Source organism: Pseudomonas sp. BN415, assembly GCF_029871195.1.
Classification (GTDB): Bacteria; Pseudomonadota; Gammaproteobacteria; order Pseudomonadales; family Pseudomonadaceae; genus Metapseudomonas; species Metapseudomonas resinovorans.
On the sequence record NZ_SSOK01000066.1, the window covers coordinates 109,087 to 135,104 of the forward strand.

The following is a 26,018-nucleotide window of genomic DNA, read 5'->3' on the forward strand; positions in this document are numbered from 1 at the left end:
TGGATCTCCTAACAAACGGTAGCTGTTTGACCAGCGCGGCAATTGTGCGTTCGCAGGCAGCGCTTGTCGCGTGAAAAATCTGCTTCAGGCGACTCTGGTAGAATCGCGCAATCCTTCTTGCCATCCCGATCCCGCCCGCCGCCCGCTGCCTTCCGGCTTGCGCAGGACGGCCAGCCGCTGTACTGGAACCTGCTTCGATGAGTCACGCCGTTTTCCGCCTGCGCGCCGAATGCCTTGCGCGCAGCACCCGTCCCTTCGTCGCCCGCGGATCTCGCTCGCCGCGTTGCCCGGAGTGCCGGGTAGCCTTCGACTACTGCTTTTGCGCCTGGCGCCCCGAGGTCCCGGTGCGCTCCGGTGTGTGCCTGATGATGTACTACTCCGAGCCTATGAAACCGAGTAACACCGGCTGGCTGATCGCGGATCTCGTGCCCGACACCTGGGCGTTCAGCTGGTCACGCACTGAGGTGGACGGGGCACTGCTCGCCTTGCTGGAAGACCCGCAGTGGCAGCCCTACCTAGTCTTTCCAGGCGAGTATGCGGAGCCCGCACGGGTGGTCGAGCGCGTGGATGTGGCTGCGGGCAAGCGGCCGCTGTTCATCCTGCTGGACGCCACGTGGACTGAAGCGCGCAAGATGTTTCGCAAGAGCCCCTATCTGGATCGTTTTCCGGTGCTCAGCCTGACGCCAGAACAGATTTCCCGTTATCGCCTGCGTCGCTCGAAGCGCGACGAGCATCTCTGCACGGCCGAAGTAGGGGCGCTGTGCCTTGAGCTGGCGGGAGACGAACAAGCCGGTGGTGCGTTGAATGCCTATCTGGACGTGTTCACCGAACGCTACCTAGGGGCCAAGCGGGCCCTGCCCCTGGACGAGGCGAGCCCGGCACACCAAGCGCTCAGTAGCTATCTCTGATCAGGTTTCGGCTTTGAGAGGGGCTGCCTGCGCCTCGTGTTTCTGCGGCCAGAGCTGGGCCAACAGCATGCCGGCGAACATCAGGGCGCAGCCAATATAGCCGCGTGCATGCAGGGACTCATCCAGCATCAGTGCGCCTGCGATTGCTGCGAACACCGCTTCCAGTGAGAGGATGATGGCGGCGTGCGAGGCGATGGCATGACGCTGTGCCACCACCTGCAGGGTGTAGCCGATGGCGACGGCGATGACGCCACCATAAAGAATGGCGGGGCCGGCCTGGAGAATGGCGTCGACCTTGATCTCTTCGAACACGACCGCCAGGACCAGACTGACAACTGCGCAGACTGCAAACTGCAGGATAGACAGGCGGATCGGGTCGTAGCGGCTGGCGAAGAACCCCACCAACAGTACATGCACGCCCCAGACACAGGCACCGGCCAGCTGCAGCCAGTCGCCGGACGCAACGTGGAATCCCTCGCCGACGCTTAGCAGGAACATTCCCAACACCGCCAGGCACGCACCCAGCCAGGTCCCCAGGCCGGTGCGATGGCCGAGGAACAGACCCAGCAGCGGCACTATGATGACGTAAAGGCCAGTGATGAAACCGGAGTTTGTGACGGAGGTGAAGAGCAGGCCCACCTGCTGCAGGTTGATCCCCAACGACAGGGCTAGGCCCATCAACAGGCCGCCCAGCAGCATGCCGCGGTTGAGCGGTTGCTTTACCGCGGGCTTGGGCAGAATCAGCAGTAGGGGGAGAAGGATGAGGGCGCCGAGGGTAAAGCGTAGACCGGTATAGAGGAAGGGGCCGATCGAATCCATGCCCAGACGCTGGGCGACGAAGGCTGCGCCCCAGATGGCCGCGGTGATCAGCATCAGGATATCGGCGCGCAGTGCTTGGCTTCGCATGGTGGTTCTCGACGGGAAAAGCCGAGAACTTTGCCGCAAAGCGTTCGACTTGACCACCCCGTTCCGGCTCGGCATGCTGGGCGCCGCTTTACGGCCCGCCCGTATCAAGCTTCGGGCCTGGCCAGCGTATCCCGTCGTGCCGAAATGCCTCTCCACACCCCGGGGAGGCGTGTCTGGGCCCATTACAAAAAGGACATGCCCATGGCCTCATACGAAATACTCATCGCCGATGACCACCCGCTGTTCCGCAGCGCCCTGCAGCAAGCCCTGACCTTGGGTCTCGGGCCAGATGCGCGGCTGGTGGAAGCGGCGAGTATCGCCGAACTCGAGGCTCGCCTGGCCGAGCGCGCCGACTGGGACCTGGTCCTTCTCGACCTGAACATGCCGGGTGCCTATGGTTTCTCCGGTTTGGTGCTGCTGCGCGGTCAATACCCACAGATTCCGGTGGTGATGATCTCCGCCCAGGAGGAGGCATCGGTGGTCGCTCGCTCCCGCGAATTCGGTGCCAGCGGTTTCATCCCCAAGTCCAGCCCGCTGGAAGTTATCCAGAGTGCCGTCCGTTCGGTGCTCGATGGCGACACCTGGTGGCCGCCGCAGCTGGAGGAAGCCCAGGCCCTGTCGGACGAAGCCAAGGCCGCTAGCGAAGGTCTCGCTAGCCTGACGCCCCAGCAGTTCCGCGTGCTGACCATGGTCTGTGAAGGCTTGCTGAACAAGCAGATCGCCTATGAGTTACACGTGTCGGAAGCCACGGTGAAGGCCCACGTAACCGCCATCTTCCGCAAGCTCAACGTGCGCACCCGCACCCAGGCAGCTCTGCTGTTGCAACAGATGGAATCGATTCCCACGGCCTGAATCCAGGCTTTTCACGCAAATTTGAAGCGCGTTGCGTTAGGCTGCGCGCTCCTTTCAGTGACCCCTTCTTTTATGTCGCCATTCAAAGGCCAGACCGGCCTCAAACGCATCCTCAACGCCGCTGGCTATTCCCTTGATGGCCTGCGTGCTGCCTTCACCGGCGAAGCTGCCTTTCGCCAACTGGTGCTGCTTAATGCGGTGCTGATTCCTTTGTCGTTCTTCCTTGATGTCAGCCGTGGCGAGCGCGCGCTGATGATTGGCGCCTGCCTGCTCGCGCTCATCGTCGAGCTGCTGAACTCAGCGGTGGAGGCGGCCATCGACCGCATCTCCCTTGATCACCATCCGCTGTCGAAGAACGCCAAGGACATGGGCAGCGCCGCACAGTTCACCGCGCTAACCCTGATTACCGCAGTCTGGGCAACCATCCTGCTGGGCTAAGTGCTCAGGCGATCGACGGCAGCACAATTTCGTCGCTCCGGCGGACTCCAGCAGTCAGCGCACGACACTGGTCGAGGAACTCGCGCATGGCGGCCGTCTGGAATTTCTGCCTGTGCCAGATGAAGTAGAACTGGCGACGCAGGTCGATTCCCGGCGTCTCCACCGGGACCAGGCTGCCGCGGCGGAAGGCGTCGCGCAGGGCCAGCCGCGAAATGCAGCTGATGCCCAGGCCCGACTCCACTGCACGCTTGATCGCCTCGGTGTGCTCAAGCTCCAGGCGGATGTTCAGCGGGGTAGGGTGGTGGCGCATGGCCTGGTCGAACGTCAGGCGGGTGCCCGAACCCTTTTCCCGGAGAATCCACGCCTCGCGGCTCAACTCTTCCAGACTTGCCTGGCCTTTGGCGGCCAGGGGGTGCCGGGGGGCACAGAACACCACCAGTTCATCCTCCACCCAAGGCAGGACTTCGATATTCGGGTGCTGGCAATCGCCTTCGATTAGACCCAGGTCAAGCTCGTAGAGGGCGATCTGCTGGACGATATTCGCCGTGTTCTGCACATGCAGGCTGACCTGGCATTCCGGATGGCGCTGCATGAACGAGCCGATCAGCAGGGTCGCGAGGTAGTTGCCCACGGTGAGCGTGGCACCGACATCAAGGGAGCCAAAGCCGGTCTTGCCGTTGAGCAGATCCTCGATTTCACGCGCCTGGTCCAGCAGCGCCACGGCTTGAGGCAGCAGTTGGCGGCCCAGGGCGTTGAGGCTGAGACGCTTGCCGGCGCGGTCGAACAGTTGGCACCCGGATTGGCGCTCAAGTTCGGTCAGCGAAGTGCTGGTGGCCGATTGCGACAGAGACAGCTGTTCGGCAGCACGGGAAACGCTTTCCTGCTGGGCAACGGCGACGAATACCTGGAGCTGACGGAGGGTAAATCGCATATCTATATAACCGATAACCTATATCTTGATAATTCAGTTAACAGATATTGTGGCGGTCATTACAATGTCGCGCAATTGCGCCCCCTGACCTGAGTGGCGCTGGCGACTTCCAAATCTTCGGAGCCCCGTAAATGAGCAACATGAACTCCGAGCGCATTCTCAGCGTTCATCACTGGAACGACACGCTGTTCAGCTTCAAGTGCACTCGCGACCCGGGTCTGCGCTTCGAAAACGGCCAGTTCGTCATGATCGGCCTGCAGCAGCCCGGCGGCCGCCCGCTGATGCGCGCCTATTCCATCGCCAGCCCGAACTGGGAAGAGCACCTCGAGTTCTTCAGCATCAAGGTGCCGGACGGTCCGCTGACCTCCCAGCTGCAGCACCTGAAGGAAGGCGACGAGATCATCATCAGCAAGAAGCCCACCGGCACCCTGGTCCTCGATGACCTGAATCCCGGCAAGCACCTCTACCTGCTGAGCACCGGTACTGGGCTGGCACCGTTCATGAGCGTGATCCAGGACCCGGAAACCTATGAACGCTTCGAAAAGATCATCCTGGTTCACGGCGTTCGCTACGTGAACGAAGTCGCTTACCGCGAGTTCATCACCGAGCACCTGCCGCAGAACGAGTTCTTCGGTGAAGCGGTCAAGGACAAGCTGATTTACTACCCCACTGTGACCCGCGAGCCGTTCGAGAACCAGGGCCGCCTGACCGACCTGATGCGTAGCGGCAAGCTGTTTGAAGACATCGGTCTTCCGCCGATCAATCCGCAGGACGACCGCGCCATGATCTGCGGTAGCCCGAGCATGCTTGACGAGACCAGCGAAGTGCTCGACAGCTTCGGCCTGAAGATCTCCCCGCGTATGCGTGAGCCCGGTGACTACCTGATCGAGCGCGCCTTCGTCGAGAAGTAATCGCCAGCCGCTCAACAACAAAGCCCGCCTGAAATGGCGGGCTTTGTTGTTTCCGGGGGCATCAGACCGGAGAGCTGAAGCGTTGCCCCGAGATAGCCGGGTGGTAGATCGGCTGGATCTTGTTCCCGGCCGGATCCAGCACGTGGAAGCTGTGGGCGCCGTCGCCATGGGCGAAAGGGCGGTCAAGCATGGTCACGCCCCGGGCCTTGAGGTACTGGTACCAAGCGTCCAGCTCTTCGAGGCTGTCGACTACGAATCCGTAGTGATCCACCGCCTGCACACCGCTACTGGGCGCAAAGGCGCGGCCAAGGGACAGGTTGTCATTGCCGCAGGTGAGGTACACCAGGTCTTCGTTGGCACGGTTGAGGACTTCCATGCCCAGCACATCCACGTAGAAGCGTTCGCACTCCTCCAGGTTAGGCACGACGATGGCGATGTGGCGAAGGCCGTTGAGGCGGCCTGGACGGTTGGACATTTCCGCGACTCCATTTTTGTATACAATTTGCGAGAAATATAAGACAAAAAGGAGTTCAACGTGTACTGCCTTCTTCTAAAGACCCGCTTGCGCCCCGGTAGCCTGGACGCCTTCATGGACGCCATGCGCGTCAACGCCGCCGCTTCAGTGCGTGACGAACCGGGTTGCCTGGTATTCGATGTGTTGCAGGATCGCAGCAATCCCGATCTCATCTGGCTGTATGAGGTCTACACCGACGAAGCTGCGTTCGAGGCCCATATGCAGACCCCGCACTTCCTCGCCAGCCGACCGCTGGTGGAACCGCTGATTCTCGAACAGGACTGCATCGAGGCAGATTCCCTGGTGCTCAACGCCGCTCGCCAGCGCGCCCAGTAGAGTGGAAATCGTTCTTCACTTTACCCATCGTCGCCAGCCTCGGGCGCCATTGGTGGATCGGTGAAGCGTTATCCACCCTTGAAAAGCTTGCCGCAGTTCAGCCCCGCGCAATCTCCAGTACGCGAATCCGTCCCGGTTCGGGATAGTGCCAGCGCACATCCACATCCCACAGGCGAGCGCCGTAGCGGCGTTCGGGTTCGGGCTTCTGGTAGGCCGGGCGCGGGTCCTGGGCCAGGCACTGTTCCACCAGCTCTGCCAGGGGTTCGCCCAGGCGCTGACCATGCTCGCGAGCCTGGAGCAGGGCCGTGGGCTCCCATTCCACCGGAATCAGCTCGGGCGCCGCGTCGGCGATGGCGTTCAGCGCACCGTCCTGGCGGTCAGCGTAGGGTACGTAGGGTTTGATATCGATGACCGGGGTGCCGTCCAGCAGATCGATGCCGGACAGCCAGAGACGACCGGCTTCCACCTTCTCCAGCTTCACGACCGACTGGCCAATGCCGTTGGGGCGGTGGGTGGAGCGGCTGGCAAACACGCCAATGGACTGGTTGCCGCCCAGGCGCGGCGGACGCACCTTCAGCCGTGGCTTGTCTTCAAGGGCCTGGTGGAAGAGGAACAGCAGCCAGATATGGCTGACCTGCTCCAGGCCTGCCACTGCATCTCCCGTGTCGAAGGGCGGCACCAGTTCCAGCATGCCACGGGCGGCAGGCGCCAGATGCGGTTGGCGGGGGATGGCGAATTTTTCCTTGAAGCAGGAGCGGACGTAGCCGACGGGCGAAACGCTGTGCTGCATATCAGTAGGGCACGCGGCAGCCGGCGTCACGGAAGGGCCCGCCAAGGCGCAGCCAGCCTTCGCCGGGAGTGGTCTGGGCACAGGTCAACGCACCGTCCAGCTTGCTTTGCCAGATGAAGAACGGAGCCGGCGCCGCATTACTTGGGGTGGCGAGGGCGAACAGAAGCGTAAGAAGAGCGAGACGCATGGGCGAAGTCCGGTGGATAGCGCGGCTACCCTAGCGCCGGCCCATGCGCTGCGCAAGCGATGCGTTACAGGTGGAAACCACCGTCGATGGGGATGATGTTGCCGGTCATGTAGGCCCCCGCCGTGCTCGCCAGGCTGATGGCCAGCGCCGCCATTTCCTCGCCCCGGCCCCAGCGCTTCATCGGGATCAGCGCGGTGTCGCGTGCCATGGCATCGGGATCGTTGGCGATGAAGCGGGTCATTTTGCTGGGGAAGCGCCCGGGAGCGATCACATTGACGTTGATGTGTTCGGCCACCAGTTCCCGCGCCAGCATCCGCGACAGTTGATGCAGCGCGGCCTTGCTCGGGCCATAGGCGTAGGCGTCCTCGCCGTGGGAGGTGATACCGGCCACTGATCCGATATTGATCACTCGCGCTGGGCTGGCTTCGTTACCGGCTTTGCGCAGCAACGGCAGCAATTGCTGGATGCAGCTGAACACCGAGGTCACGTTGAGCTGCATGACTTTCTCCCAGCCCTTCACCGGATAGCTCTCCAGGGGTGCGCCCCAGGTGGTGCCGGCGTTGTTCACCAGGATGTCCAGTTGTTCGATGCGTTGTTCAAGCGCTGCGGCAAGGGCTTTTGCACCGTCCTCGCTGGAGAGGTCGGCGACGAGGGCGTGGCATTCGCCAAAAGCGGAAAGCTCGGAGGCGGTCGCGTGGCAGGCCTCGGCATCGCGGGCGCAGATGAAAACGCGCGCGCCGGCTTCGAGGAAGCCCTGGGCGATCATCCGCCCAATGCCACGGGTACCGCCAGTGACCAGGGCGGTACGGCCCTGGAGGCTGAAATAGGGATGCATGAGGATGCCTCGACGATGAACTGGAAGAGGCCCATACCCTAGCCCCGGCGATGCCGGGGCGGGGGCATTATCGAGGTGCGGAATACGGCAGCATTTCAGGCCGGTGCAGCCTGGGCGGCGGCCAGCTCGGCGTCCTTGGCCAGGGCGCGCTGGTAGGCGGGGCGTTCGACGAAACGGGCGATGTAGTCCTTGATCGCCGGCACCTCCGGGATCAACCCGAACTGGGTGGTCCAGTTCAGCGCGCTGCCCCAGAGCACGTCGGCAGCGGTGAACTGCTCGCCGAGCAGCCAGGGCCCGTCTTTCATCTGGCTGATCAGGGTCTTCATCACGCTGTCGAAATCGCCGTAGGGCGAGCGTGCCTCAGGAATCGGCTCACGCTTCTGTACCCGGTCCACCACTGCTGGTTCGAAGCAGGACCCGTAGAACACCATCCAGCGCAGGTAGGGTCCGCGCAGCGGGTCGCCCAGGGGCGGCGCAAGCTTGGCTTCCGGGTAGAGGTCGGCGAGGTAGAGGTAGACCGAGACTTGCTCCGTGACCACCGCATCGCCGTGGGTGAGAGTGGGTACCTTGCCCATGGGGTTGATCGCGAGGAATTCCGGCTTGCGCTGCTCCCCAGTCTTCATGTTCATCACGTGGAGCGTGAAGTCGGCGCCGAGTTCTTCGAGCAGGGTCAGGGCACCGGTGGAACGGGTATAGGGGCAGTGGTAGAGGGTTACCTGGCGGTTCTGGCTGGTCATTATTGTGGTTCCGCTTGGGCCGTGGATGGAGCGAGTCTAGACGCTGCCCCTAGAGCCTGCCGTCTCGGCGCAAGCGGCGAAGCACCCAGCGGCGGTAGACGAGCGACAGAAGCGGTTTGATGACGGGCAGGGCGAGCAACCAGACAAGCGGTGCCAGCCTCGGCACACGGGTGAGCAGGAGGATGTAGGCGTCGAGTTCGCGGTGGATGCGGCCGGTTTCGTCCTGGACGTGAAGTTCGGTCAGGGCGAGGTAAGGGTCGATGCCAAGCGCGCGTAGTTCGGCGTCGCGACCAGTGATGTCGACCCACTCCACGCCTTCGGCGGCGCGGGGCAAGGATTCGTACCAGCGACGGTCGGCCATGCAGCGGGGGCAGGCGCCGTCGTAGAAGACCTTGAGCATGGCCAGGCTCCGGTGATGGGTAGCGCTGCGCTCCCGCAGAACGCCGCTCGCCTCATCCTGCGACTCGATTCGACTTCTATGTTCCGCTAGACGAATCAGCACCGCAAAGAAAAAGCCCCGCATCAGCGGGGCTCAATCAACGCAGCATCACATCAGACCAGTTCGGCCCACATGTCGTATTCATCGGCATCGACGATGCGCACGCGCACCTTGTCGCCCGGCTTCACGCTGGTGGACTCGATGAACACGCTGCCGTCGATTTCCGGTGCGTCCGCCCAGGAACGGGCCACGGCGCCTTCGTCGTCGACTTCGTCGATCAGCACGTCCATTTCGCGGCCGATCTTCAACTGCAGGCGCGCGGTCGAAATGGCTTGCTGATGCGCCATGAAACGCTCCCAGCGGTCTTGCTTTACGTCGTCCGGCACCGGCTCCAGTCCCAGGTCGTTGGCCGGGGCGCCGTCCACCGGGGAGTACTGGAAGCAGCCGACGCGGTCCAGTTGGGCTTCGGTCAGCCAGTCCAGCAGGTACTGGAAGTCTTCTTCGGTTTCGCCGGGGAAGCCGACGATGAAGGTGGAGCGGATGGTCAGGTCCGGGCAGATCTCGCGCCATTTCTTGATGCGCGCCAGGGTCTTGTCCTCGAACGCCGGGCGCTTCATGGACTTGAGCACTTTCGGGCTGGCGTGCTGGAAGGGGATATCCAGGTAAGGCAGCAGCTTGCCTTCGGCCATGAGCGGGATCACGTCGTCCACGTTGGGGTACGGGTAGACGTAATGCAGGCGCACCCACACGCCCATGGCGGAGAGGGCCTCGCAGAGTTCCAGCATGCGGGTCTTGACCGGCTGGCCGTTCCAGAAGTCGAGCTTGTACTTGAGGTCGACACCGTAGGCGCTGGTGTCCTGGGAGATCACCAGCAGCTCCTTGACGCCGGCCTTGACCAGGCGTTCGGCTTCGGACAGCACATCACCCACCGGGCGGCTGACCAGCTTGCCGCGCATGGACGGGATGATGCAGAAGCTGCAGCTGTGGTTGCAGCCTTCGGAAATCTTCAGGTAGGCGTAGTGGCGCGGGGTCAGCTTGATGCCTTGCGGCGGGACCAGGTCGACGAAGGGGTCGTGGTCGGCCTTCGGTGGCACCACTTCGTGCACCGCGCTGACCACTTGCTCGTACTGCTGTGGGCCGGTGACGGCCAGCACGCTCGGGTGCACATCACGGATGGAGTCTTCGGATACGCCCATGCAGCCGGTGACGATCACCTTGCCGTTTTCGGCGATGGCTTCACCGATGGCATCCAGGGACTCGGCCTTGGCGCTGTCGATGAACCCGCAGGTGTTCACCACCACTACGTCGGCATCCTGATAGGTCGGTACGATCTCGTAGCCTTCCATGCGCAGCTGGGTGAGGATGCGCTCGGAATCGACGGTGGCCTTCGGGCACCCTAGGCTGACGAATCCGACTTTGGGAGTAGCGGTGGACATGTGCGGCTAACCTCAATGGGCGCTCGGGAGGGCGCCTCTGATCAAAAAGTGCGCAATTCTAGCGGCAGGCGTCAGTCATTTCTACCCTTACGTGTCCTCATTTCGCAGCTAGCCTTTGGGAATCCGGCGCAGGCGGGGCGGGACGCCCATGTTCGCCGGAAAAGCTGCCCCAACGATGCGCTTCAACTGTCATCAGCAGGAAGGTTTAGATGAGCGAAAGCATCACGCAACCCGCCGAGCAGCACGCCGGACATACGGCTTCAGGGGTCGGTTTGCTGGTGGCCGCTGCCGGTGTGGTCTACGGCGATATCGGCACCAGCCCGCTGTACACCCTCAAGGAAGTCTTCTCCGCCCAGTACGGCGTCCAGGTCAATCACGATGGGGTTCTGGGCGTTCTATCGCTGATCTTCTGGTCACTGATCTGGGTGGTGTCGATCAAGTACGTGCTGTTCATCTTGCGCGCGGACAACGAAGGGGAAGGCGGCGCCATGGCCCTGACGGCCCTGGCCCAGCGCGCAGCCAGGTCGTCCCCCCGATTGAAGGCAAGCGTGTTGCTGCTCGGCTTGTGCGGGACCGCGCTGTTCTATGGAGACAGCATGATTACCCCGGCGATCTCGGTGCTATCGGCCATCGAGGGGCTGGAAATCGCGTTCGACGGCCTGGAGCAGTGGGTCGTGCCCCTGTCGCTGATCGTGCTGGTGGGCCTGTTCCTGATCCAGAAACACGGCACCGCGCGGATCGGTACGCTTTTCGGGCCGATCATGGTGCTCTGGTTCAGTGTGCTAGGTGCGCTGGGCATCTATGGCATCGCCCAGCAGCCGGAAGTGCTGAGAGCGCTCAACCCCTGGTGGTGCGTACATTTTTTCGTTGTCCATCCGGGCATCGGCGTTGCCATCCTCGGGGCCGTGGTGCTGGCCCTGACCGGTGCCGAAGCGCTCTATGCCGACATGGGCCACTTCGGCCGCAAGCCCATCGCCCGCGCCTGGTTCTTCCTGGTGTTGCCAGGGCTGGTGCTGAACTACTTCGGTCAGGGGGCGATGATCCTTGCCGACCCTGCCGCAGCCCGTAACCCTTTCTATCTGTTGGCGCCGGGCTGGGCGCTGCTGCCGATGGTCGGGCTGGCCACCCTGGCGACCGTAATCGCCTCCCAGGCGGTGATTTCCGGGGCCTTCTCCCTGACGCATCAGGCCATGCAGCTCGGTTACATACCGCGCATGTTCGTCCAGCACACCTCGCAGCAGGAGCAGGGGCAAATCTACATCGGTGCGGTTAACTGGGCGCTCATGGTGGGCGTGGTATTGCTGGTGCTGGGCTTCGAGTCGTCAGGGGCGCTGGCCTCGGCCTACGGCGTGGCGGTGACCGGCACCATGCTGATCACCACCCTGCTGGTGGCTGTGGTGATGCTGCTGCTGTGGAAAACGCCCTGGTGGCTGGCCGTGCCCGTACTGCTGGGCTTCCTTTTCGTCGACAGCCTGTTCTTCGCGGCCAACGTGCCGAAGATTTTCCAGGGAGGGGCCTTCCCGGTGATTGCCGGCATTGCGCTGTTCACCCTGATGACTACCTGGAAGCGTGGCAAGCAGATCGTGGTCGAGCGCCTGGACGAAACCGCGCTGCCGTTGCCACTGTTCATCAGCAGTATTCGTTCACAGCCTCCGCATCGGGTGCAGGGTACTGCCGTGTTCCTTACTGCGCGGACAGACGCAGTGCCTCACGCACTGTTGCATAACCTGCTCCATAACCAGGTACTGCACGAGCAGGTCGTGCTGCTGACCGTGGTGAGCGAGGACACGCCACGGGTGGCGGCAGACCGGCGTTTCGAGGTAGACGCCTATGGTGATGGATTCTTCAGGGTAATCCTGCACTTCGGCTTTATCGAAGAGCCGGACGTGCCGGCGGCGCTGAGGCTCTGTCACCTCAACGAACTGGATTTCAGCCCGATGAGCACCACCTGGTTCCTCAGTCGGGAAACGGTGATCCCCACCAAGCGCATCGGTATGGCGCGCTGGCGCGAGGCCTTGTTCGCGTTCTTGCTGAAGAATGCCAATAGTAACTTGAGGTACTTCAACCTGCCGCTGAACCGGGTGATCGAGTTGGGGACGCAGGTGGAGATTTGAAGGCGGGGAATGGCGAGTCGGGTGCGCCACGCGGCGCACCCTGAGGCATGTGGCAATCAGCCCTTGCGCGGCAGCATCCGCACCAGGGTGTTGTCCCGACTCACATAGTGGTGGAACAGCGCCGCCACCGCGTGAAGGCCGATCAGCCAGTAGCCGGCAGTGCCCGCCAGTTCGTGGAGTTCCTTGATCTGCCCGGCCAGCTCCTTGTTCGGGCCGATCAGCGCCGGTAGTTCAAGGCCGAAGAACGGAGTGGGCTTGCCTGCTGCGCTGAGGATCAGCCAACCGGCCAGAGGCGCGCCGATCATCAGGGCATAGAGTGCCAGGTGCATCAGTTTGGCGAGGGCGTTCTGCCAGCTCGTCGGCGCGGGTTGAATGGCAGGCGCGGGGGAGATCATCCGTCCGATCAGGCGCAGCCAGACCAGGAAGAACACGGTCATGCCGAGCATGAAGTGCCACTGCTTGAGTAATTCGCGGGTTTCGCTGCCTTTGGGAAAGTTGCCCTTAAGTTCGATGCAGGCATAGACGGCTGCGATCAGTACCAGCATCAGCCAGTGCAGGGCGATCGATAGGTTCCCGTAGCGGGAAGTTGCGTTCTTGAGACTCATCACGGTACCTCTTGCTCGATATTCAAAACGGAGCGGAGGATAGCCCCTTTGTCTTAAGCGAATCTGAACCTGGGTCAATCCATGGCCAGTGATTTCTGCCGCTTCTCGACGGCAGCCAGCAGTTTCTCCGCCAATGCCGGGTAGTTCTCGTCGTAATGGTGGCCGCCGGGTAGCTCGAGTTTTTCCCCGACAGCGCCCGGCTGTGTGCAGCCGCTTTCGTTGGCTTCTTCCTTGCCGAACACGCAGAGCACCTTGGTGGCCGGCAGTCTGGACAGTTCCGGCCCCGTGGCGGCTTCCTGGCCGGCTTGGCCGAGCCAACCCTGCACCTCGATCTCGAAGCTGCCACTGCGCGCCAGGGCCAGTAGCAGGATCGCGTCCACCTGATCCTGATCGGCCTTGGGCAGGCGGTTATAGAAGGCCGGCAGCACGTCAGCGCCGAAAGAGTAGCCGGCCAGCACGAAGCGCTTGGCTCCCCACTTTTCACGGTATTGCTTCATCAGTCGGCTGAGATCGGCGGCGCCCTGCTCGGGGCTCTTGTGCTGCCAGAAGTAGCGCAGCGCATCGACACCCACCACCGGGTAGTTTCGCTTGGCCATCTCATCGGCCACCGCACGGTCAAGGTCGCGCCAGCCGCCATCGCCGGAATAGAACAGGGTGACCGTCTCGGCAGGCTTGGCGGCCGGTACTTCCACCACAGGTAATGGCTCGCCCTGGCCCTGCAGCAGGCTTTGCACGCGTTGCTGGAGCAACTGCACCAGGCTGGTGTCGTAGTCGCTGATCAGGGTTTCGGCATTGGCCTGGTTGCGGGCGAAGGCGGCGCTGGGGTCGTCCGGGTTGTCGTTCCAGGCGGCCAACCAGTGGCCGTGGGCGGCCTTCTGCGGCAGGTCGGCGGGGCAGTCAGGGGTCGCGAGGCTGAAGTCGATGGACAGGGCCTGGGCCGTGTCGTCGAACTGTCCGGCCAGCCAGCGCCAAGCGAAGCTGGCTCCCGGACCGATGCCGGCCACCAGGGTGGGCTCGCCGCCAAGGGCTTCGCGGGCTTGCTGCAAGCGCTGCTGCTGTGCCGCGCAATCCTTGGTCGGCAGGTCGAGTTGTAGAAGTCGCGCGTTGCTGCTGCGGGCCAGGGTCAGCAAATCGGCATCCGCCAGACGCTGATTGCCGCTGGTCACCAGCAGCACGCGGTGCTGCACGGCTCCCGAGGGATTGGCCAGGGTCATGGCACTGCCGTCGGGCAGTTTCAGATGGTCCAGCCTGGCCTGGGGGGCGGGGCGGCTCCAGACCAGCAGGGCCGCGCCCACCAGGGCGAGGATCAGTATCAGCAGCAGGCGTCGCCAGTTGCGTTTGAGCATGCGTACCTCAGCGTTTGACCAGACCGGTAAAGCCGCCGGCGATCAGGGCGGCGGTATCGGCCAACGCCACCAGCGGGTCGAGGCCTGCGGGCACGGCCATGTAGCGCGGCTCCCAGTCGGGTTGGAACTTCTCCTTGAAGCGGCGCAGGCCCTGGAAGTTATAGAACTGCTCGCCACGCCGGAACACCAGGGCGCCGAGACGTTGGGTCAGGGGCGCACCGCGGCGCGGCTGCAGTCCGGCCAGGGGCACCATGCCCAGGCTGAAGCGGGCATGGCCGCGTTCCTTGTAGTGCAGCAGCAGGCTGAGCATGAGGAACTCCATGGTGAGCTTCGGCGCGTGCGGATGGACCCGCATCAGGTCAATGCTGGACAGGGTATTGCCCTCGGTTTCCAGCAGGTTGGCGAAGGCCACCGGCTTGCCCTCGAACTCGATGGTGGCGATGCGGAAGTGTTTCAGGTAGTCGGGGTCGAAGCGACCGAGGGAAAAGCCTTTCTCCCGTGCCTGTTTGCCTTGCATCCAGGCTTCGGAGATGGTCCTCAGCTGATCCAGGGGGGCAGTCCCGGCATCGTAGATCTGCAGGCCGAGGCCGTCGCGCTGGCCACGGCTGAGGGTGTAGCGCAGGTCCTTCATGGCCTTGTTCTTGGCGTCCAGGTCGAATCGGGGAAGGTCGACCCGGGCTTCCTCGCCCAGCTTCAGCGCGGAGAGACCGATATCCATGTAGTAGGGCAGGTTCTCCGCGCGCACCTGGTAGAACACCGGCCGCGCATGGTGGTGGTCGCAGAGGTCGCGGAACTGCCAGATTAGCTCGGCGCGCCGGTAGGACGGACCAATGGGATCGAACAGCGCCACCAGGCTGCGGCCGCGGCGGGCGTACATGAGGAAGGCGTCACCCTCCGGATGGAAGAGCAGCGCCTTGTCCCCCGTCAGCACCAGGCCGCCATCGGGTTGGTCGGAGTTGCGGATGACCTCGACGGCGCGCAGCAGCTCCTCTTTCGTGGGTTCGTGGATGGTCGGAGGTACCGGACGCAGTAGCCAGGCCAGGGCGATGCCCGCTAGCAGCAGGCCGCTGGCCAGGCAGGCGCGCAGGGCGCGAGGGGCGTCGCCGTCCACCTCGAACTGCCACCAGAGCTCATGGCTGTAGGGTACGCCCTGGAAGGCGAAGAACATCAACCAGAGGGCGGCGAGCAATACGCAGGCGCTGGCGGCGAGGTTAAGCGGCGAGAAGGGCACTTCCAGCAGGCGGCTGGGGCGGTAGAAGGCGGCGCGAAAGATGGCCAGTAGCACGGCCGTCATGGTCAGGAGACTGGCTTCCTCCCAATCGAACCCCTTGAGAAGTGACAGCCCGGCGCCAGCCAGCAGGAGCACTACCGTGAGCGCCCAAGCTGCCGACAGGCGATGGCGCAGGCCGTGGGCGAGCAGCAGGCAGAGCACGCCGATGAGGCTTGCGGCCAGGTGTGAGGCGTCGATCAGGCGGTGGGGAATCAGGAAACTCAGGTGTTCCAGGCGGGCGTCCGCCGCCGGGGTAACGCCGGAAAACAGCAGCACCACGCCGGATAGGAACACCAACAGCGACAGCACCGGCGCGGCCAGGCCGGAGGCGGCGCGCAGGGCCTGGCGGCCAGCGGGGAACAGACGCTGCGCTTCATTGGCCAGCAGCAACAGGCAGGCCAGTACCAGTGGCAGGCCGACATAGATCAGGCGGTAGAGCACCAGTGCCGCCGCCAGTGGCGCTGCGCCCAACTGGCCGGCAAAGGCGGCCAGTAGCACAGCCTCGAACACGCCGACGCCGCCCGGGACGTGGCTGAGCACACCGGCTGCCAGGGCGAGCAAGTAGACCAGCAGGAAGGCGCCGAGCGGCGGCGCTTCCGGTAGCAGGACATAGAGCACGCAGGCGGCGGCGCAGACGTCGATCACCGTGATCAGCAGCTGTACCGCCGACAAACGCAGGCCGGGCAGACGCACGCTGCGATTGCCCAGGCGGAGATCGATGCAGCCAGGTACGGGTGGTTCCGGCGCGCGCTGGCGGGAAATCCAGAAGATCAGCCCGGCACCGGCCAGCAGCACAGCCAGGGCCAGGCTGATCACCAGGCTTTCCGGCAGGCCCAGGGCTCGGGAAGCTGCGGCCGGGGAACTCAGCGCGGCCAGGGCAGCCAGCGGCGGGAGTGCCGAGCCCAGCGCGAGGCTGGCGAACAGGGTAATGCGGGCGATATCGCCGGCACTCAGTTTGTCGCGGCCATAGAGACGGAAACGTACCGAGCCGCCCGTGAGCATCGACAGGCCGACCGCGTTACCAATGCCCGAGGCGCAGAAGCTGCCGAGGGCCATGCGCTGCAACGGCAGGTGTACGCCAGCGAAGCGGCAACCGGACCACTCGTAACCGACATAGGCCATGAAGCTGACGGAGGTGGCCACCAGTGCCAACAACAGGCTCGTGCCGGGAACGTCGTGGACGGCGGCGCGCAGGGCATTAGGGTCCAGTTCTCGCAACAGGTGCCAGCAGGCCAGCAAACCGAGCACGAAGACCAGCAGGGTGAAGGCGATGACGATCCACTGTCGGTAGGCTGTGAGGCTATCGAGCCAGCGTAGCGGGGCCGGTTCTTCGTTGAGTTGGCCGTTGGCCGGGCGTTCCACTGGCGGGGTGTTGGCGCGCATCGAGCACCTCTGGGCAATGTGCGCCACTGAGTGTGGGCGCCGACAGCAAGTTCCAAGTGTCTGGCAGAACTTTTTCTTCGCCGGCATTGCTGCAGTGAAGTACGAGAAATGGCCGGGTGTGCCGCCAAGTCTAGGCGAGTGCCGGGGACGGCTGCAGCGGGGGGGGGCGGCGTGCGGAAGCGGCGGGTAGCAACTTGTCGCGGCCAGGGGCCCGCACCGGTCAGTGCCAGACCGAGCGGGTCTCCCAATCGCGGAACTGATCGGCGGGTATCGGCTGACTGATCTTGTAGCCCTGGGCAATGTCGCAGCCGTACTGACCGAGCTGGTTGAGGGTCAACTGGTCTTCCACTCCTTCGGCCACCACAGTCAGGTCGAGGTTGTGGGCCAGTTCGATGATGGAGCGGACAATCTTCGCCGAGCCGTCGTTGCTGGTCATGTGGGTGACGAAGGACTGGTCGATCTTCAGCGAGTCCACCGGCAGTTTCTGTAGATAGGCGAGGGATGAGTAGCCGGTGCCGAAGTCATCGATGGTCAGGTGCGCGTTGAGCTCCTTGAGCGCGGACAGGGTCTGCAGCGAGGCCACCGGGTCTTCCATCAGCGCGCTTTCGGTCAGTTCGAATTCGATCCAGTGAGGCTTGGCGCCCCAGGTGGCGAAGGAACCCTGGATGCGCTCCAGAAGCCGGGGGTCACGCAGGTCGTGGGCCGACAGGTTGACCGAGATCGGTCGCTCATCGCCCTCTTCATGCCAGGCATAGCGTTGGCCCAAGGCGGTATCCAGCACCCAGAGCGTCAGCGGGGTGATCAGCCCGGTGTTTTCCGCGAGGCGCACGAACTCGTCCGGCGGCAGCATGCCGTGCTGCGGGTGGCGCCAGCGCACCAGGGCTTCGGTGCCGCAAACGCGGTTGCTGGCGATTTCGACTTTGGGTTGGTAGTAGAGCAGCAACTCGTTGCGATCGATGGCGCGGCGCAGGTCGCCCATCAGCGTCAGGTGTTGGGCACATTCCTGGTCGAGTCCGCCCTGGAACACCGCGAAGCCGGCGTTGGAGCGCTTGGCCTGTTCCATGGCGCTGCCGGAACGGCGGATCAACGCCTCGGGCGCCGTGCCGTGGCCGGGGTAGAGCGCAATGCCGATGCTGGCCCTTGCTTCCAGATAGAGGCCGGACAGTTCCACCGGGTCGTACAGCGCTGTGAGTAACTGTTTGGCCAGTTGCGACGCCTGCTCGGCGCCGCTATTGGGCATGAGCACGGCAAACTCGCACTCACCCATTCGCGCCACGATGCGTTCAGCCCCCACCACCTGTTTGAGGCGGGAGGCGATCTCGATCTGCAGGCGATCGCCTTCGCGGTAGCCGAGGGTTTCGTTGATTTCCTGGTTGCGGGCGATCTCCAGCTGCAGCAGGCCGAAGGGGCGACGTTCCTGGCGAGCGTTGACGATGGCGGTATCCAGCAACTCACGCAGGCGCACGCGATTGGGCAGGCCGGTCAGGGTGTCTTCATAGGCCATCCTGCGGATTGTCGCTTCGGCTTCCATGGCACGGGCGCGGGTACGCAGTGTGGTAATGCCAAAGCCCAGGTCATTGGCCATGGCCAGCAAAAGTTCCACTTCCGTCTCATCGAAGGCGTCGGCATGGGCCGCCATGATCACCAGCATGCCGATGAGGTGTTCTTCGACCCGCAGGGGCAATGCCAGCGCCGCGGCGAAGCCGTACTCGCGAGCTTCCTGGTGCAGCGCGGCGGCAGGGTCGTTGAGCAGGTCACGCATCACCAATGGGTCGCCGGCCTGCAGGGCGGTTTCCAGCTGGCTGTGAAAACCGTCGTCATGGCCGCCCGCACCCCAGCCCTGGCAGATGCCATTGGCAGCGTTGCAGGCCATCACTTTATATGGGCGTGCCGGATCGTCCTGGCGGTAGTCGACCCAGGCCTGGCGATAGCCGCACTCGTCTACCAGCACCCGGCAAATCTCCGCCAGCAGCGGTGTTTCATCGTTGGCGTGGATCACCGCATGGTTGACCGCTACGCGGGTGGCCAGGGCACGATTGAGGGCGTCCACCTGGAGCTCGGCCTGTCGACGCTTGGCCTTGCCGCGCAAGGCCTGGAGTCCGAAAGCGAGGTCGTCGGCGGCCTCGCTGAGCAGTTCCAGTTCCCGCTCGCCGAAGGCATCCGGCTCCTTGGCGCAGATCGCCAGAGCACCGAAAACCTGGCCGTCCACCCGCAGGGGCAGGGACAGGACCGAGGCAATGCCGTGGGTGATGGCGCTTTCCCGCCATGGGCTGAGCCTGGGGTCAGTGAGGATATTGCGCGTGATGGTCGGGGTGCCGGTGCGGATGGCCGTGCCGGTGGTGCCGTGTCCGCGCTCACGGTCGGCCCAGGTGATGTTGAGGGAATCCACATAGGCCCGATCGAGGCCGACGTGGGCCAGGGGTGTCACCGACTGCGCTTCATCATGCTCAGCGCGGCCGACCCAGGCCATGCGGTACCCGCCTTCCTCTACCACGACCCGGCAGATTTCCTGGAACAGGAAGCACGGGTCTTCGGCGCGCAACAGGGCGCGGTTGCAGCCGCTCAAGGTGCGCAGTGCGCGGTTCAGGTATTCGACTTCCTCGCTGGAAGCACAATAGGCAGGCATGACCAACCTCCACCGAGTGGATGGGTGCGCTTCAAGTATAGAGGTCGAGGTCTTGCCGGACGGGCGACTGACGAGCAGCCTGGACAGACGGAGCTGGGGAGGGGAAAAGAAAAAGGCCACTCCGAAGAGTGGCCTTTCTTGAAACTGGTTGCGGGAGCTGGATTTGAACCAACGACCTTCGGGTTATGAGCCCGACGAGCTACCAGACTGCTCCATCCCGCGCCGGCAATTCTACAGTTCTGAAGAGGGCTGTCAAACGATTTCTTTCATTTAAATCAAATACTTAATTCAGCCCAAACGAAAAAGGCCACTCCGAAGAGTGGCCTTTCTTGAAACTGGTTGCGGGAGCTGGATTTGAACCAACGACCTTCGGGTTATGAGCCCGACGAGCTACCAGACTGCTCCATCCCGCGGTCGCCATTCTACATTTCTGCAGGGGGCTGTCAAACGGTTTCGCAGAAAAATTCTTTTTCCCTCAAATATTTAGCAATCCGGGAGGTCTTTCGGACGGCGCGCACCAGTGCGCTAGAGCGCCTGGGAAGCGGGCTGGCTGCGGTATCATCGCCTGCTACCGGAATCGCGCTCGCGCCACTGACCCTCATGCCGCAACGAAAGATCATCCACATTGACTGCGACTGCTTCTATGCCGCCATCGAGATGCGCGATGACCCGGCGTTGGCGGGCAAACCCCTGGCAGTTGGCGGCTCTCCGGACAAGCGCGGGGTCGTGGCGACCTGCAATTACGACGCGCGCGCCTACGGGGTGCGCTCGGCGATGCCGATGCGTACGGCGGTCAAGCTGTGTCCGGACCTGACCATCGTCCGGCCGCGGATGGACGTCTATAAAGGTGTCTCGCGGCAGATCCACCAGATTTTCCGAGACTACACCGAGATCATCGAGCCGCTGTCCCTGGACGAGGCCTACCTGGACGTCTCCGACAGCCCGCACTTCAATGGCAGCGCCACGCGCATCGCCCAGGAGATTCGCCGACGGGTGGCGGCGGAGCTGCACATCACGGTCTCCGCCGGCGTGGCGCCGAACAAGTTCATCGCCAAGATCGCCAGTGACTGGCGCAAGCCTGACGGCCTGTACGTGGTGAAGCCGGACCAGGTGGATGAGTTTGTTGCCGCGTTGCCGGTGAACATGTTGCACGGGGTAGGCAAGGTGACCGCGGAGAAGCTGGCGCGCCTCGGCGTGCGCACCTGCGCAGACCTGCGGGATTGGAACAAGCTGGCGCTGGCGCGGGAGTTTGGAAGCTTCGGCGAGCGGCTCTACAACCTGGCGCGGGGGCAGGATGATCGTATCGTGCAGGTCGATAACCGGCGGCAGTCCATCAGTGTGGAGAACACCTACGACCAGGATCTACCCAACCTGGACGCCTGCCTGGAGCGGCTGCCGGCCTTGCTGGACGAGTTGCGTGGACGCATGGCGCGACTGGACAGCACCTACAAGCCGGATAAACCCTTCGTGAAGCTGAAATTCCATGACTTCACCCAGACGACGTTGGAGCAGGCTGGCGCCCGGCGTGATCTGGACAGTTATCGGCAGTTGCTCAGCGCGGCGTTTGCCCGGGGGGACAAGCCGGTGCGTTTGATCGGCGTGGGCGTGAGGTTGCAAGACCTGCGCGGTGCGCATGAGCAGCTGAACCTGTTCTGATGCTCGACCTGCTGTTCTGCAGGGGCGAATTCATGGAAAGGACGGAGCGGCAGGAGGCGATCAGCCTTCCACCGGCCACAGCCTGATCGGCTTGCCTTCGGCTGGCCACAGGCGCAACTGGTCGATGGGGGAAATGTCCCAGCGCTGGACCTTGCCCAGGGCGTCGAGGAAGCGCTGTTCCTGCTCCATCAGCGCGGGGGCGCACATCTTGCGGGTGCTGCCGGCGGCGCCGAAGGTCAGTTTGCCGCCTTCCAGGGTGTACGACGCGAACCAGTGGTTACAGCCGGCATTGCCGTAGGCTCGGTTGTCGTCGCCCAAGGTGATGGTCAGGTGGCTACGGTCGATCAGCGGGCGTTCGCCGATCCACTCCACCTGGTACGTCGTGCCGGTCTCCAGTTGCGGGCGATCGGTCGCGCAACCGGCGAGGGTAGCGGCCAGTGCGGCCAGCAGCAGGGCTTTATTGATCATTTTGCGTCCTCCTGACGACAGTTCGGACAGTAGTGTTTGCCAGCGTGGCTGCGCCAGCCCAGCTCGGCGATGCGCGCTTCGGCGGCTGGTGCCTGGGCCTGTTTGCCAAGGCCGCCGTCGACGGCGAACTCGAAGTCCAAGCGTGCGCCGCAGGCGTCGCAGTCCACATGCCAGTTGTGAATCGAAAGCTCCTTGAAGACCGGGCCTTTAGCTACCGCCAGCCATTGGCCGGGCGGGTTGATCAGGTGGCGGACCTTGTCTACGGACAGGCGCATGCTGAGGTCACGGCTGCCCTTGAGGGTCACCAGCAGGGTGTCGCCGGCCTGGATCGAGCCGCCAGTGCCCGTGACCTGGTAGAGGCCCGGTGAGAGGGCGCGGCATTCGTTCAGGGTGTGGGCGGGGTTGAGCAGGTTGTAACGGAAATCGTGTTCGGCCATAGGTCCTCCGGAAGCGCCGCGCATCCTATCACGGCCTAGGTGTCCACCTGATTGCATGGTCGCCCGGCGGCCCATGCCGTGATGTTGTCCAGGGTGGTGCGGGCGATGGCGGACAGGGCTTCGCGGGTGAGGAAGGCCTGGTGGGCGGTGACGATCACGTTGGGGAACGTGAGCAGCCGCGCGAGCACGTCATCCTGCAGGGGCAGGTCGGATCGGTCTTCGAAGAACAGGTTGGCCTCTTCTTCATACACATCCAGGCCGAGGTAGCCGAGCTGGCCGGACTTCAGAGCGTCGATCAGCGCCGGGGTGTCGACCAAGGCGCCGCGCCCGGTGTTGATCAGCATGGCGCCGCGTTTCATCTGCTCCAGGCTCTGCGCGTTCACCAGGTGGCGGGTGGCGTCGTTGAGCGGGCAGTGCAGGCTGATGATGTCGCTGTTGGCGAGCAGTTCCGGCAGGTCGACGTAGATCGCCCCAAGGGCCTCGACGCTGGCATTGCGCTGCGGGTCGAAGGCCAGCAGGCCGCAGCCGAAGCCGGCCATGATGCGGGCAAAGGTGGCCCCTATCTGACCGGTACCCATGACGCCGACGGTCTTGCCCACCAAGTCGAAGCCGGTCAGCCCGTGAAGGGTGAAGTCGCCTTCGCGGGTCCGGTTGTAGGCGCGGTGCAGGCGTCGGTTGAGGGCCAGGATCAGCGCCACCGCATGCTCGGCGACGGCGTGGGGAGAGTAGGCAGGTACCCGCACTACCGTCAGGCCGAGGCGTTTGGCGGCGGCCAGGTCCACGTGGTTGTAGCCGGCCGAACGCAGCGCGATCAGTCGGGTGCCGCCATTGGCCAGGCGCTCCAGCGCAGGAGCGGAGAGGTCGTCGTTGATGAAGGCGCAGACCACGTCGAACCCGTTGGCCAGGGCTGTGGTGTCCAGCGTCAGCCGCGCCTGCTGGAAGTGCAGTTCGAAATTGGGGCAGGCGCCGAGGAAGCTTTCGCGGTCATAGGCCTGGCTGCTGAACAGAATGGTGCGCATGGGTTCTCCTTGATTGTTCAGCAGCATAGCTGGCGGTTGGCCATTGCACGTGCCCTGGGTCAAGCCTCCAGTCGTGCCGCCTCGGCCAGGCGGGCGATGGCCGCATCCAGTTCTTCAAGGGCCTGCGGCGCAGCCGGGTCGTTCTGCTTGAGCAGCGTTTCGCTGCGCTGGCAGGCGGCGCGCAGTTGCGGCACGCCGCAGTAACGGGTTGCACCGTGCAAGCGGTGGACCCGCTCCAGAAGGCCGGTACGGTCGCCACTGCGGGCGGCCAGCTGGATGGCTTCGCGGTCCGCGTCGAGGGAAGCCAGCAGCATGGACAGCATGTCTGCCGCCAGATCGGCCTTGCCGGCTGCCAGACGCAGCCCTTCCTCCGGGTCCAGTACCTCCAGGCCGTTGTCGTAATGGCTTTCTCTGCCCTGGCCTTGGCGTTGCGTCGGCTGACTGCCGAGGCTGAGGCCACTCCACTTGAGCACCACCTGGGCCAATTGGCGTTCGCCAATGGGTTTGGTCAGGTAGTCATCCATCCCGCCCTGGAGGAGGGCTCGCTTTTCGTTGGTCAGGGCATGAGCGGTCAGGGCGACGATGGGCACCGGATCGATGCGTTGCTCGTTCTCCCAGCGGCGAATCGCTTCGGTGGCCTGGGTGCCGTCCATGCCGGGCATCTGCACGTCCATCAGGACCAGGTCGAAGCGCTCGCGCTGCACCGCTTCTACTGCGGCGAAACCGCTGTCGACAGCTCGGACCTGAGCCCCCATGTCGGTCAACAAGGTCTGCACCAGGAGGAGGTTGGCCGGGTTGTCGTCAACGCAGAGCAGCCTTGGCGCGCGGCTGTTGTTCGGTTGCGGCAGGTCGATACGCGGCGGACGCGGGCTGACCAGGCCACTCAGGGCCTGTTGCAGCTTGAGGGTGCATGCCGGTTTGGCCTGCAACTGGCTATGGGCTTCGGGCAGGGCCCGGTGGTAAAGCGCCTGCTCGGTGGTGGGGCAGAGCACCAGGCTCTTGCAGCCGAGCTGCTCCAGTTCCCAGGCCCGTTGGCTGAGCTGCTCTGGCGAGAGCGTCTGGACGTCCGCACCGATCACGGCGAGTCCGATGGGGCGGTTGCTCAGGCGGCGCGCGGCGACATCGTCGACCAGGGTGTCGATGCTGGGGTAGTCCAACACCTCCAGGCCGCAATCTTCCAACTGGTGGTGCAGCGATTGGCGGGTCAGCTCCTGGGGTTCGAGCACTGCCACGCGGCGGCCGTCGAGATTGTGCTGGGTGGCGTCGTCGATCTCGTCCAGGGATTTGGGCAGGCTGAGGGTGATCCAGAACTCCGAGCCCACGCCTGGCGTACTGCTGACGCCGATCTCGCCGCCCATCTGTTCGATCAGACGCTTGGAAATCACCAGGCCAAGGCCAGTGCCGCCGGCCTGGCGGGAGAGTGAGTTGTCGGCCTGGGTGAAGGCCTGGAACAGGGCGCGCAAGTCCGAGTCGGTGAGGCCGATACCAGTGTCCTGCACGCTGATGCGCAGTTGCGCCAATTCGTCGTCGCTGTCGTCCTCGAGCATGGCGCGCACAGCGATGGTGCCTTCGCGGGTGAATTTGATGGCGTTGCTGACCAGGTTGGTCAGCACCTGCTTGAGGCGCATCGGGTCACCCATCAGCTGCAGCGGGGTGTCGCGGTAGACCAGGCTGACCAGCTCCAGGCGTTTCTCGTGAGCGGCCGGGGCGAGGATGGTCAGGGTGTCCTGGACCAGGTCGCGAAGATTGAATGGGATGTTCTCCAGGACCAGCTTGCCGGCCTCGATCTTCGAGAAATCGAGCACCTCGTTGATGATGCCCAGCAGGCTGTCGGCGGATTTTTCGATGGTGTTCAGGTAGTCCTGCTGACGCGAGGTGAGGTCGCTCTTCTTCAGCAGGTTGGTGAATCCGAGGATGCCATTGAGAGGGGTGCGGATCTCGTGGCTCATGTTGGCGAGGAATTCGGACTTGATGCGGCTGGCCTCCAGGGCCTCCTTGCGCGCCAGGTCCAGCTCGATGTTCTGGATCTCGATGGTCTCGAGGTTCTGGCGAACGTCCTCGGTAGCCTGGTCGATGTTGTGCTGCAACTCTTCCTGTGCGGTCTGCAGGGCTTCGGCCATGCGATTGATGCCTGAGGCCAGTTCATCCAGCTCATGGCTGCCCAGGGGCGGCAGGCGGGTTTCCAGGCGGCCTTCCTTGAGCAGCGCGACGCCCTGTTTGATGCGCCGCAGCGGGTCGTTGATGGCGCGGCTCATGCGCAAGGCCAGCAGAGCGGTGACGCCCAGGCCGGTGGTGATCAGCAGCAGGCTGGCGAGTAGGCTTCGATAGCCGCGTAACAGGGTGCCCTGGTGGGACATCTCCAGCTCCACCCAGCCCAGCAGGTTGTCGCTGGACAGCGGTGCGTTGTCGCCGGACAGCACCCGGTGACGCTCGAACACCGGCTGCAGGAATCGGGTCGCATCGGTGTTGCTCTTCAGGGCGAGGTTGTCGCCCTCGCCGTCGGGGCTCTCGTTGAGCATGCGCGGCCCGGCGTGGGCGAGGCGCTTGTGGTCGGCGCCAATGAAGCTCACCGAGCGCACATCAGCCTGGTCCAGTGCGTGGTCGGCAATCCGCTCCAACAGCACGGCATCGCCGCGGATCAGGGCGGGCGCGGCGAGTGGCGCCAGGTGTTCGGCGATCATCTGGCCGCGTTGAAGTAGCTGGGCTTGCATGTCGGCCTGCTGCACCCAGGTGAAATAGCCGCCCAGTACCAGCGCCAGCAGGCTGGTTGGCAGCAGTGTCAGCATGAGCACACGGCCCTTGATGCCCAGATCCTTGTACACGCCACTCCTCCCAATGCGCTTTCCGCGCAGTGTAGCGACTCATCGGGTGGGA

At 63.9% G+C, this 26,018-nt stretch carries 24 protein-coding genes and 2 tRNA genes; 7 read left to right on the forward strand and 19 right to left on the reverse strand.

Features of this window, described 5'->3' with window-relative positions; translation table 11 throughout:
- Nucleotides 1-197 precede the first annotated feature (197 nt).
- Complete coding sequence (locus E8F20_RS24585) at nucleotides 198-908, forward strand: tRNA-uridine aminocarboxypropyltransferase (protein WP_280286084.1); 711 nt, start codon at nucleotides 198-200, stop codon at nucleotides 906-908.
- On the opposite strand, the gene E8F20_RS24590 is transcribed toward E8F20_RS24585, so the two are convergent.
- Entirely contained in the window at nucleotides 909-1,814 is a 906-nt protein-coding gene (locus E8F20_RS24590) for a DMT family transporter (RefSeq protein ID WP_280286085.1), read from the reverse strand.
- A 201-nt stretch (nucleotides 1,815-2,015) separates the two neighbouring features.
- Between E8F20_RS24590 and erdR the strand changes: the two genes are divergently transcribed.
- Together erdR and E8F20_RS24600 are read left to right on the forward strand one after the other, a co-directional pair.
- Nucleotides 2,016-2,666 carry a response regulator transcription factor ErdR gene (gene erdR / locus E8F20_RS24595; RefSeq protein ID WP_137823629.1) on the forward strand — a complete coding sequence of 217 codons (651 nt, stop codon included), beginning with the start codon at nucleotides 2,016-2,018 and terminating at the stop codon, nucleotides 2,664-2,666.
- A 57-nt stretch (nucleotides 2,667-2,723) separates the two neighbouring features.
- On the forward strand, nucleotides 2,724-3,104 hold the full coding sequence (locus E8F20_RS24600; protein ID WP_280286086.1) for a diacylglycerol kinase: 381 nt from the start codon (nucleotides 2,724-2,726) through the stop codon (nucleotides 3,102-3,104).
- Between the two features lie 4 nt (nucleotides 3,105-3,108).
- Here E8F20_RS24600 and E8F20_RS24605 read toward each other — a convergent pair whose 3' ends face one another.
- Entirely contained in the window at nucleotides 3,109-4,035 is a 927-nt protein-coding gene (locus E8F20_RS24605) for a LysR family transcriptional regulator (protein WP_280286087.1), read from the reverse strand.
- A 131-nt stretch (nucleotides 4,036-4,166) separates the two neighbouring features.
- On the opposite strand from E8F20_RS24605, the gene fpr reads away from it, so the two are divergent.
- Nucleotides 4,167-4,946 carry a ferredoxin-NADP reductase gene (gene fpr, locus E8F20_RS24610; protein ID WP_028627533.1) on the forward strand — a complete coding sequence of 260 codons (780 nt, stop codon included), beginning with the start codon at nucleotides 4,167-4,169 and terminating at the stop codon, nucleotides 4,944-4,946.
- A gap of 61 nt (nucleotides 4,947-5,007) precedes the next feature.
- Here fpr and E8F20_RS24615 read toward each other — a convergent pair whose 3' ends face one another.
- The gene (locus E8F20_RS24615; protein ID WP_280286088.1) at nucleotides 5,008-5,421 is read right to left on the reverse strand and encodes a VOC family protein; all 414 of its coding nucleotides are present in this window, start codon (nucleotides 5,419-5,421) and stop codon (nucleotides 5,008-5,010) included.
- Nucleotides 5,422-5,481: 60 nt separating this feature from the next.
- Between E8F20_RS24615 and E8F20_RS24620 the strand changes: the two genes are divergently transcribed.
- On the forward strand, nucleotides 5,482-5,796 hold the full coding sequence (locus E8F20_RS24620) for a putative quinol monooxygenase (RefSeq protein WP_280286089.1): 315 nt from the start codon (nucleotides 5,482-5,484) through the stop codon (nucleotides 5,794-5,796).
- 97 nt (nucleotides 5,797-5,893) lie between these two features.
- Here E8F20_RS24620 and tsaA read toward each other — a convergent pair whose 3' ends face one another.
- From tsaA to rimO, 6 genes are all read right to left on the reverse strand, one after another.
- Entirely contained in the window at nucleotides 5,894-6,586 is a 693-nt protein-coding gene (gene tsaA / locus E8F20_RS24625) for a tRNA (N6-threonylcarbamoyladenosine(37)-N6)-methyltransferase TrmO (RefSeq protein WP_280286090.1), read from the reverse strand.
- A gap of 1 nt (nucleotide 6,587) precedes the next feature.
- A complete protein-coding gene (locus tag E8F20_RS24630) occupies nucleotides 6,588-6,773 on the reverse strand; it encodes a hypothetical protein (protein WP_280286091.1) in 186 nt (61 codons plus the stop codon).
- Nucleotides 6,774-6,837: 64 nt separating this feature from the next.
- Nucleotides 6,838-7,608, reverse strand: coding sequence for an SDR family oxidoreductase (locus E8F20_RS24635; protein WP_280286092.1), 771 nt, complete (start codon nucleotides 7,606-7,608; stop codon nucleotides 6,838-6,840).
- Between the two features lie 95 nt (nucleotides 7,609-7,703).
- Complete coding sequence (locus E8F20_RS24640; protein WP_028627539.1) at nucleotides 7,704-8,345, reverse strand: glutathione S-transferase family protein; 642 nt, start codon at nucleotides 8,343-8,345, stop codon at nucleotides 7,704-7,706.
- A 49-nt stretch (nucleotides 8,346-8,394) separates the two neighbouring features.
- On the reverse strand, nucleotides 8,395-8,745 hold the full coding sequence (locus E8F20_RS24645; RefSeq protein ID WP_280286093.1) for a DUF393 domain-containing protein: 351 nt from the start codon (nucleotides 8,743-8,745) through the stop codon (nucleotides 8,395-8,397).
- 152 nt (nucleotides 8,746-8,897) lie between these two features.
- A complete protein-coding gene (gene rimO / locus E8F20_RS24650) occupies nucleotides 8,898-10,220 on the reverse strand; it encodes a 30S ribosomal protein S12 methylthiotransferase RimO (RefSeq protein WP_280286094.1) in 1,323 nt (440 codons plus the stop codon).
- Between the two features lie 209 nt (nucleotides 10,221-10,429).
- On the opposite strand from rimO, the gene E8F20_RS24655 reads away from it, so the two are divergent.
- Nucleotides 10,430-12,334 carry a potassium transporter Kup gene (locus E8F20_RS24655; protein WP_280286095.1) on the forward strand — a complete coding sequence of 635 codons (1,905 nt, stop codon included), beginning with the start codon at nucleotides 10,430-10,432 and terminating at the stop codon, nucleotides 12,332-12,334.
- Between the two features lie 56 nt (nucleotides 12,335-12,390).
- Here E8F20_RS24655 and E8F20_RS24660 read toward each other — a convergent pair whose 3' ends face one another.
- The 6 genes from E8F20_RS24660 to E8F20_RS24685 all read right to left on the reverse strand — a co-directional run bounded on the left by E8F20_RS24660 (nucleotide 12,391) and on the right by E8F20_RS24685 (nucleotide 19,977).
- Nucleotides 12,391-12,939: a cytochrome b gene (locus tag E8F20_RS24660; protein WP_280286096.1), complete on the reverse strand. Its 549-nt coding sequence runs from the start codon at nucleotides 12,937-12,939 to the stop codon at nucleotides 12,391-12,393.
- Between the two features lie 74 nt (nucleotides 12,940-13,013).
- Nucleotides 13,014-14,285 carry an AcvB/VirJ family lysyl-phosphatidylglycerol hydrolase gene (locus E8F20_RS24665; RefSeq protein WP_280286097.1) on the reverse strand — a complete coding sequence of 424 codons (1,272 nt, stop codon included), beginning with the start codon at nucleotides 14,283-14,285 and terminating at the stop codon, nucleotides 13,014-13,016.
- Nucleotides 14,286-14,292: 7 nt separating this feature from the next.
- The gene (gene mprF, locus E8F20_RS24670) at nucleotides 14,293-16,938 is read right to left on the reverse strand and encodes a bifunctional lysylphosphatidylglycerol flippase/synthetase MprF (protein ID WP_280286098.1); all 2,646 of its coding nucleotides are present in this window, start codon (nucleotides 16,936-16,938) and stop codon (nucleotides 14,293-14,295) included.
- A gap of 220 nt (nucleotides 16,939-17,158) precedes the next feature.
- On the reverse strand, nucleotides 17,159-19,564 hold the full coding sequence (locus E8F20_RS24675) for an EAL domain-containing protein (protein WP_280286099.1): 2,406 nt from the start codon (nucleotides 19,562-19,564) through the stop codon (nucleotides 17,159-17,161).
- Nucleotides 19,565-19,709: 145 nt separating this feature from the next.
- A tRNA-Met gene (locus tag E8F20_RS24680) sits at nucleotides 19,710-19,786 on the reverse strand.
- 114 nt (nucleotides 19,787-19,900) lie between these two features.
- Nucleotides 19,901-19,977: transfer RNA gene (locus tag E8F20_RS24685), tRNA-Met, on the reverse strand.
- A gap of 187 nt (nucleotides 19,978-20,164) precedes the next feature.
- Here E8F20_RS24685 and dinB point away from each other — a divergent pair.
- Nucleotides 20,165-21,220, forward strand: coding sequence for a DNA polymerase IV (dinB, locus tag E8F20_RS24690; RefSeq protein ID WP_028627547.1), 1,056 nt, complete (start codon nucleotides 20,165-20,167; stop codon nucleotides 21,218-21,220).
- Nucleotides 21,221-21,280: 60 nt separating this feature from the next.
- On the opposite strand, the gene E8F20_RS24695 is transcribed toward dinB, so the two are convergent.
- The 4 genes from E8F20_RS24695 to E8F20_RS24710 are packed head-to-tail and all read right to left on the reverse strand — an operon-like array spanning nucleotide 21,281 to nucleotide 25,966.
- Nucleotides 21,281-21,685, reverse strand: a complete 405-nt coding sequence (locus tag E8F20_RS24695) for an META domain-containing protein (protein WP_280286185.1) — start codon at nucleotides 21,683-21,685, stop codon at nucleotides 21,281-21,283.
- Nucleotides 21,685-22,125, reverse strand: coding sequence for a hypothetical protein (locus E8F20_RS24700; protein ID WP_280286100.1), 441 nt, complete (start codon nucleotides 22,123-22,125; stop codon nucleotides 21,685-21,687). Before E8F20_RS24700 ends, E8F20_RS24695 begins: the two co-directional genes overlap by 1 nt.
- A 35-nt stretch (nucleotides 22,126-22,160) precedes the next feature.
- The gene (locus E8F20_RS24705) at nucleotides 22,161-23,144 is read right to left on the reverse strand and encodes a 2-hydroxyacid dehydrogenase (protein ID WP_280286101.1); all 984 of its coding nucleotides are present in this window, start codon (nucleotides 23,142-23,144) and stop codon (nucleotides 22,161-22,163) included.
- Between the two features lie 59 nt (nucleotides 23,145-23,203).
- Nucleotides 23,204-25,966, reverse strand: a complete 2,763-nt coding sequence (locus E8F20_RS24710; protein WP_280286102.1) for an ATP-binding protein — start codon at nucleotides 25,964-25,966, stop codon at nucleotides 23,204-23,206.
- Between the last annotated feature and the right edge of the window lie 52 nt (nucleotides 25,967-26,018).

Excerpts from the sequence above, each read along its gene's own strand:
- E8F20_RS24585 (WP_280286084.1), top strand. The coding sequence starts at position 198 with ATGAGTCACGCCGTTTTCCGCCTGCGCGCCGAATGCCTTGCGCGCAGC.
- E8F20_RS24590 (WP_280286085.1), bottom strand. The coding sequence starts at position 1,814 with ATGCGAAGCCAAGCACTGCGCGCCGATATCCTGATGCTGATCACCGCG.
- erdR (WP_137823629.1), top strand. The coding sequence starts at position 2,016 with ATGGCCTCATACGAAATACTCATCGCCGATGACCACCCGCTGTTCCGC.
- E8F20_RS24605 (WP_280286087.1), bottom strand. The coding sequence starts at position 4,035 with ATGCGATTTACCCTCCGTCAGCTCCAGGTATTCGTCGCCGTTGCCCAG.
- fpr (WP_028627533.1), top strand. The coding sequence starts at position 4,167 with ATGAGCAACATGAACTCCGAGCGCATTCTCAGCGTTCATCACTGGAAC.
- E8F20_RS24615 (WP_280286088.1), bottom strand. The coding sequence starts at position 5,421 with ATGTCCAACCGTCCAGGCCGCCTCAACGGCCTTCGCCACATCGCCATC.
- tsaA (WP_280286090.1), bottom strand. The coding sequence starts at position 6,586 with ATGCAGCACAGCGTTTCGCCCGTCGGCTACGTCCGCTCCTGCTTCAAG.
- E8F20_RS24630 (WP_280286091.1), bottom strand. The coding sequence starts at position 6,773 with ATGCGTCTCGCTCTTCTTACGCTTCTGTTCGCCCTCGCCACCCCAAGT.
- E8F20_RS24635 (WP_280286092.1), bottom strand. The coding sequence starts at position 7,608 with ATGCATCCCTATTTCAGCCTCCAGGGCCGTACCGCCCTGGTCACTGGC.
- E8F20_RS24640 (WP_028627539.1), bottom strand. The coding sequence starts at position 8,345 with ATGACCAGCCAGAACCGCCAGGTAACCCTCTACCACTGCCCCTATACC.
- E8F20_RS24645 (WP_280286093.1), bottom strand. The coding sequence starts at position 8,745 with ATGCTCAAGGTCTTCTACGACGGCGCCTGCCCCCGCTGCATGGCCGAC.
- rimO (WP_280286094.1), bottom strand. The coding sequence starts at position 10,220 with ATGTCCACCGCTACTCCCAAAGTCGGATTCGTCAGCCTAGGGTGCCCG.
- E8F20_RS24655 (WP_280286095.1), top strand. The coding sequence starts at position 10,430 with ATGAGCGAAAGCATCACGCAACCCGCCGAGCAGCACGCCGGACATACG.
- E8F20_RS24660 (WP_280286096.1), bottom strand. The coding sequence starts at position 12,939 with ATGAGTCTCAAGAACGCAACTTCCCGCTACGGGAACCTATCGATCGCC.
- E8F20_RS24665 (WP_280286097.1), bottom strand. The coding sequence starts at position 14,285 with ATGCTCAAACGCAACTGGCGACGCCTGCTGCTGATACTGATCCTCGCC.
- mprF (WP_280286098.1), bottom strand. The coding sequence starts at position 16,938 with ATGCGCGCCAACACCCCGCCAGTGGAACGCCCGGCCAACGGCCAACTC.
- E8F20_RS24675 (WP_280286099.1), bottom strand. The coding sequence starts at position 19,564 with ATGCCTGCCTATTGTGCTTCCAGCGAGGAAGTCGAATACCTGAACCGC.
- dinB (WP_028627547.1), top strand. The coding sequence starts at position 20,165 with ATGCCGCAACGAAAGATCATCCACATTGACTGCGACTGCTTCTATGCC.
- E8F20_RS24700 (WP_280286100.1), bottom strand. The coding sequence starts at position 22,125 with ATGGCCGAACACGATTTCCGTTACAACCTGCTCAACCCCGCCCACACC.
- E8F20_RS24705 (WP_280286101.1), bottom strand. The coding sequence starts at position 23,144 with ATGCGCACCATTCTGTTCAGCAGCCAGGCCTATGACCGCGAAAGCTTC.